General features: G+C 43.2%; 4 protein-coding genes. 3 read left to right on the top strand and 1 reads right to left on the bottom strand.

What is annotated here, in order from left to right; translation table 11 throughout:
• Window positions 1-164 precede the first annotated feature (164 nt).
• Window positions 165-1532 carry an aspartate kinase gene (locus tag WFH04_RS17850; protein WP_336825642.1) on the bottom strand — a complete coding sequence of 456 codons (1368 nt, stop codon included), beginning with the start codon at window positions 1530-1532 and terminating at the stop codon, window positions 165-167.
• A gap of 156 nt (window positions 1533-1688) precedes the next feature.
• Here WFH04_RS17850 and WFH04_RS17845 point away from each other — a divergent pair, with 156 nt between their 5' ends.
• The 3 genes from WFH04_RS17845 to thrB are packed head-to-tail and all read left to right on the top strand — an operon-like array spanning window position 1689 to window position 4941.
• Window positions 1689-2987 carry a homoserine dehydrogenase gene (locus WFH04_RS17845; protein WP_336825640.1) on the top strand — a complete coding sequence of 433 codons (1299 nt, stop codon included), beginning with the start codon at window positions 1689-1691 and terminating at the stop codon, window positions 2985-2987.
• Window positions 2984-4042, top strand: coding sequence for a threonine synthase (gene thrC / locus WFH04_RS17840; RefSeq protein WP_336825638.1), 1059 nt, complete (start codon window positions 2984-2986; stop codon window positions 4040-4042). The genes WFH04_RS17845 and thrC overlap by 4 nt, the downstream gene beginning before the upstream one ends.
• Window positions 4042-4941, top strand: coding sequence for a homoserine kinase (gene thrB / locus WFH04_RS17835; protein ID WP_336825635.1), 900 nt, complete (start codon window positions 4042-4044; stop codon window positions 4939-4941). Before thrC ends, thrB begins: the two co-directional genes overlap by 1 nt.
• The last annotated feature ends 118 nt before the right edge of the window (window positions 4942-5059 follow it).

The raw sequence follows: 5059 nt of genomic DNA, 5'->3' as shown, positions 1-5059 counted from the left end.
CTAACTCTAGTCGCCATTAAAAAAACACCTCCGAATTGATTTCATAAGGTTCAATACCCTATTTTCAACGAAAGGTGTTTTTATTTGTCTCATTTTCTTAGGTCAGTTCCATTGTAAGTTTGTTAACAATCGATGGTGTTTTTTATTTGGTATAGAATTGTAAATTAAGAATGAATGTTAGCTGTTTCGAAGAATTCTGCATATAATTCTTTTAATATTTTCGTTTCATCCTTTTTCTTCACTCCGAAGACAAGGCTGACTTCAGAAGAGCCTTGATTGATCATTTCAATGTTGGCACCTGTACGGGCAATCGCAGTGGCAGCACGTGCAGCTAATCCGGTTGTATATTGCATACCTTCTCCAACAAGGACGATCATCGAGTAATCGTCTTCTACGATGACAGCATCCGGTTCCAATTCTTTGTGGATTCTTTCGACAATCCGTTCTTCTTTCGATTTCGTCAGGAATTTGCTGCGAATAATGACGGATAAATTATCGATACCAGATGGCGTATGCTCAAACGGAATTTCTTCTTCCTCAAAAATTTGCAAAAGCCTGCGGCCAAAGCCAATTTCAAGGTTCATTAAAAATTTATCGACATAAATAGTTGTGAACCCGCTGTCAGCTGCAATTCCGATAACTTGCTGTTCGTTATAGTCCCGTTCTTTCACAATTAATGTTCCAGGGGCACTAGGGTTATTTGTATTTTTGATAGCGACAGGGATTGATTTCCGGAAAGCAGGAATGAGTGCCTCGTCATGGAAAACAGAAAAGCCCGCATAGGCTAACTCACGCATTTCACGGTACGTCATCCTGTCGATCGCTACAGGATTCTCAATAACTGTTGGATTGGCTGCAAAAACCGAATCGACGTCTGTGAAATTTTCATACAAATCGGCTTCCACAGCTGCTGCAATGAGGGACCCAGTAATGTCAGACCCTCCTCGATTGAATGTACGAAGTGTTCCGTCCTCTGTAAATCCAAAAAATCCTGGGAATACGATGATGGCATGCTCATTTTTTAATGCGGATAGTCTTTTATCTCCTTCAGGTAATGCGCGAACACGCTCCGGTCGGTTATTAACCAAAAGTCCAGCTTCTTTTGGATTGATGTATTTGGCATCAATACCAATGAATTGAAGATAGTTGGCGATTAGTTTCGCATTATTATCCTCACCGGCAGCTTTCAATGTATCTATGTACAAAGAAGAGTCCTCTTTATCTTGTGAGAGTCGGTATCGCAAGTCTTCTTCAATAATGTGTACGATTTGCTCAGAAAGACCAAGTCCTTCTGCGATGCCGCGATAGCGGTCTACGACTTCACATAATTCCTTTTCTGTATCTCCGTTGGACAGTGCTTTCTCGCCTAACCGAATGAGTAGGTCGGTCACCTTTATGTCATTCGAGAAACGTTTTCCAGGGGCTGAAACGACAACGATTCTACGATTGCTGTCAGAAGTTACAATATCAACAACTTTTCGAATTTGGTCGGCAGACGCAACGGAAGTGCCGCCGAATTTGCATACTATCATTTTCATCAGATCCAATCTTGTTTTAAATTGCAATTGTACGATATATTGAACTTTATCATAAATAGGGTTGAGAATGGAAGCTTATTTCTCTATAATGTCTTTATACGAAGAACGATTGTTTTTTCATAGTGTACATACAGTAGGGAGAATCGTCAAATGAAAAATGAAATTAATATCGGCCTATTAGGATTCGGTGTCGTTGGCAGCGGCGTTGCAAAAATCTTGCACGACCATCAAGATGACCTGAGTTATAAGTTAGGCGTTCCTGTAAAAATTAAGAAAGTTCTCGTAAAAGATACTGAAAAAGAACGTGATACAGAGCTACAGAGAGACATTTTCACTGCAGATTTGGATGAAATTATAGACGATCCATCTATAGATTTGATTGTGGAAGTGATCGGAGGGACGAGCGAGGCGAAACAGGCAATCGAACGTTCATTGCTATCAGGAAAAGGTGTCGTTACGGCGAATAAGGATGTTATGGCAGAATCAGGGCTTGAGCTATTAAAGTTGGCGGATGAAAACAAGAGCGATCTTTTCTATGAAGCAAGCGTCGGCGGAGGAATCCCTTTAATACGAACATTGGAAGATGGACTATCCTCGGACAGAATCCGTGCATTGACGGGTATCGTCAATGGCACAACGAATTTCATTTTGACGAAAATGAAGCACGAAAATAAGTCGTACGAAGAGGCTTTGGCGGAAGCAACTGAATTAGGGTTTGCAGAGGCAGATCCATCAGCAGATGTGGACGGCATTGATGCTGCAAGAAAGATGGTCATTCTATCTTCATTAGCCTTTTCAACCGAAGTTCGTATGGAAGACGTATTTGTCCGTGGGATGAAAGATATTAAACCTGGGGATTTAGAGCTTGCCGAGCAATTTGGCTATACGGTGAAGTTAGCGGGATCAGCGAAAAAGGATGATAACGGCATCGAAGTGGCCGTTGAGCCTGTGTTTCTTCCGAACTCACACCCGCTCTCTTCCGTCAACAATGAATTCAATGCTGTCTATGTATACGGGGATGCAGTCGGTGAAACGATGTTTTATGGACCAGGTGCAGGATCATTACCTACAGCTACATCTGTGACGAGCGATATTATGGCTGCATGCAGGAATTTATTGTTAGGAGTGAATGGCAAGCGTCTACATGCGCCTCAGCATACATGCAAAGTAAAGAAGGATAGCCAAAAGTTTGGCCGCTATTTTCATCGTATTTCAGTAAAGGATAAAGTAGGCGTGTTAACAAGGCTATCTGCGGTATACAGCAAATTTGGCGCAAGTCTTGCAACTGTCATTCAACATCCGAACAAGCACGACGGCGGTGCAGATTTGATAATGATCACCCACGAAATTTCAAGACAACAACATCTTGATATTATGGATGAATTAAAAAATACAGAAGATGTAATTGATGTGCTAAGTCATTACCGAATTGAGGGGGAATTGTCATGAGAAGATGGAATGGATTGCTTGAGGAATATAAAGAATGGCTGCCGGTGACAGACGAAACGCCAGCACTTACTTTGCAGGAAGGAAATACCCCACTCATTCATTTGAAAAACCTATCGGATCAATGGGGTGTTAACTTATATGTAAAAACAGAAGGAACAAATCCGACTGGATCATTCAAAGATCGCGGTATGGTAATGGCGGTGGCAAAGGCAAAAGAAGAAGGGAAAACGGCGCTTATTTGCGCTTCTACAGGAAATACATCTGCATCGGCTGCTGCTTACGGTGCGCGTGCTGGATTGCGGACAATTGTCGTCATTCCGGAAGGGCGTATTGCACTTGGGAAATTGGCTCAAGCGAAAATGTATGGAGCGGAAATTGTCGCGATCGAAGGAAATTTCGATGAAGCGCTGCGCATGGTGCGAGAAGTAGGAGAAGGAAAGATTGCACTTGTCAACTCGGTGAATCCATACCGTTTGGAAGGTCAAAAAACGATTGCCTTTGAGACGATTGAGCAATTAGGGAAAGTACCTGATCTATTTGCTTTGCCTGTAGGAAATGCAGGAAATATTTCTGCTGCTTGGAAAGGCTTTAAAGAATACGATGAGAAATTAGGAGCAGGAACACCAAAGTTATTGGGTGTCCAGGCTGATGGTGCGGCACCGATTGTTTATGATCGGGTGTTCGAAGAGCCGGAAACGGTTGCGACTGCTATCCGGATCGGCAACCCGGCAAGCTGGCATTTAGCTACAAAAGCGCTTGAAGAGTCAGAAGGCGCTATTCTTTCTGCGACTGACGAAGAAATTATAGAAGCTTACCAGCTCTTGGCATCAACTGATGGTGTATTTGCAGAACCAGCTTCCTGTGCAACAATCGCTGGCATTAAAAAGCGTCTGGATGCTGGGTTGATTGAAAAAGGCTCTACAATTGTAGGCGTTTTAACAGGAAACGGATTGAAAGATCCAGAAACAGCCATCCAAGTAAATGAAGGAAAACCGTTCTTATCACGCGAGCAGTTTGACGCATTTTTGAATGAGTTGAAAACGGGGGCGAACTAATGGAGCTACCGCTTTTCACTGTTGTCGTGCCGGCCACGACGGCAAATTTAGGTCCAGGATATGACAGTGTGGGAATGTCACTGTCTTTGTATATGAATGTGAAGGTGTCCAAGAGCCAATCTTGGGAAGTTCGCTATGATGGAGAAGAGTATGCAGGGTTGCCATCAGATGAAAGCAATTTGATCGTCCGTACAATTCAAAAAGTGGCGAGCTACTATGAAAAAGAACTCTCTCCTCATTTATTGCAAATCAAATCCGATATCCCGCTTGGAAAAGGACTCGGAAGCAGTGCGACAGCGATTGCGGCTGGAATTGAAATTGCAGATCACCTTCTTCATTTAGGTTTGAGTGCTAGAGAAAAGGCAAGTGTAGGAAGCCATTTGGAAGGCCATGCTGATAATGTAACAGCCGCCCTTTTAGGTGGCGTAGTCGTAACGTATTTTAACGAAAAGGAATTTGAGGTTATCCAATTGCCGACTCCCCAAATAGGGGTTGTCATATTAGTGCCTCCGAACGCATTGAAAACAGAAGAGTCAAGAGAGCTTTTGCCTAAACAATTGGACCACCAAGCAGCAGCGTCAGGAAGTTCTGCAAGCAGCATGCTAACAACAGCTATTGCACTTGGCGACTGGAAGCTTGCAGGAAAGATGTTCGAGAAGGATCTATTCCATGAGCCTTATCGGAAAAAAATGATGCCCCAATTCGATGAAATCCGAGCATATTGCCATTCCATCGGTACTTATGGAATGACTATTAGTGGTGCTGGGCCATCATTATTCGTTGCAGTGGAAGCAAACAGGGAGCAGGAAGTGGCAGCATTGCTGAAGAAACAGTTCCCATACTATGAAAGTATTGCTTTGAAGCCTTCTGAAAAAGGCGCTCATGTAATGAAAGGATAAAGAAAAAGGGGGCTGTCCAGAAAGTCAGTGAAAACTGATTTTCTGTGATAGTCCCTTTCTGGTTGGAGAATAAATGGGGAACCCCTGACAACCGTCGCTTTCCGTTCCAGGCGCACGC

The sequence above is a fragment of the Sporosarcina sp. USHLN248 genome (genome assembly GCF_037144575.1).
Lineage (GTDB): Bacteria > Bacillota > Bacilli > Bacillales_A > Planococcaceae > Sporosarcina > Sporosarcina contaminans.
The sequence above is the reverse complement of the archived record's forward strand: the minus strand, read 5'-3'. Positions and strand labels throughout refer to the sequence as shown.